Annotated in this window: 1 protein-coding gene; it reads right to left on the bottom strand. The window is 46.1% G+C overall.

The features are described 5' to 3' along the window. Positions 1-1334: FAD-binding protein (locus tag A3757_RS22245; protein ID WP_068740318.1), on the bottom strand; the 1334-nt coding region annotated here is incomplete at both ends.

Genomic DNA, 1334 nt, shown 5'->3' with positions numbered 1-1334 from the left:
TAGTCTGTATGCCACCAAGGCTTTTTCTGGAAATGAGTCTGAGCTTAATCGCGATTAACGGACCGGATTTGTCACTTACAATGGGGGCAGGTTTACACGTTCTGACTTTGTCGGATCGCCATGCCCTGGCTTGCTGAATACGCCTAACCTGGTCATCGTTCCATAAAGCCGGCCCTCGTGATAGCATTTGGTCATAATCACTAACAGCAGCTTTAACATTGTCACAGCTCAAAACTTTTTCATCATCAAGAGCCTTCATCTGGGTAAGGAGTTCATCCATATTCTGTGCAACGATAAAGTGGTCACTTTCAGTAGAGATTTTCTCAATTAGCGTGTGATTTCCTAGCAATATTTCCTTTAAAAAGCTAAGCAACTTTCTGTCTCGAATCGAGGGGTTATGCTCCGAACCGGAGATTGCGAATTCTTTTGCAGCGATACCCCAGTTCAAAACCTGCCAGGTATAAGGTTCTTCTAGCTGGGCAACGCGACGACATAACTCATTTGTGTCAAAACCAGTAACGAGTGGATCAGGGCCAATACGATTGCCTTTAGCGTCAAGCCACAAAGCAGATTTACATGGGATCAAGCTTAAGCCATGGCCTTCAAATTGTGGCTGAGGATGCGGAATACCTGCCGCATAATTCCACATTTTATCAAGATGCGTAACACTCCCCCCCAAATTTGAAACGAGCTCATGCAATGCGCCATCGGCATAAGGGTGAGATCCGTTTAGGATTTCTTTCGGTGGCAAGCCCCAAGGTTTGTACCAATGCTCCCTAACCTTGTCGATACTGCCGTTAATCCCGCCACATGCAGCAATAGTATGCTCAGCCTCAAACTCTACTACCTTTTTAGTCTCTTCACTTTCACTTCGACAGCCCACTACGCGGCCATTTTCAGATACCAACTCAACTACACGATGTCGATAAAAGAACTGAAGACTATCACGGTTAGAATGCTTAGCCAGTTTTTCTAGAAACAATTCAACCAAGCGGTGACCAGTGCCCCAAATTACGTGATACCGGGGAACGCTATTACCATCGCCATTTAGCCCACGTTCTACCCAGTTTACGGCCGGAAAGAACTTTAAGCCTTTGTCACACAGCCAATGAAATACGCGCTCTGCGGAATTCTGCACGTAGTATTCAGCCCAACGTTTAGGCCATTCATCCTGTTCACTGAACTGAGCGAATGAATGCCAATCTTTTAAGGCAAGTTCAGGAGAATCTTTTATGCCCATACGTTCCTGAAGTGGTGTCCCCACCAAGGCCATACCACCAAACGCCAACTTTGCCAGGCCACCGGAATTACCTTCAATATCTCGATCAACCAAC

This window comes from Oleiphilus sp. HI0117 (assembly GCF_001635235.1).
Note: the sequence above shows the minus strand (reverse complement) of the source record. Positions and strands in the feature narration are given on the sequence as shown.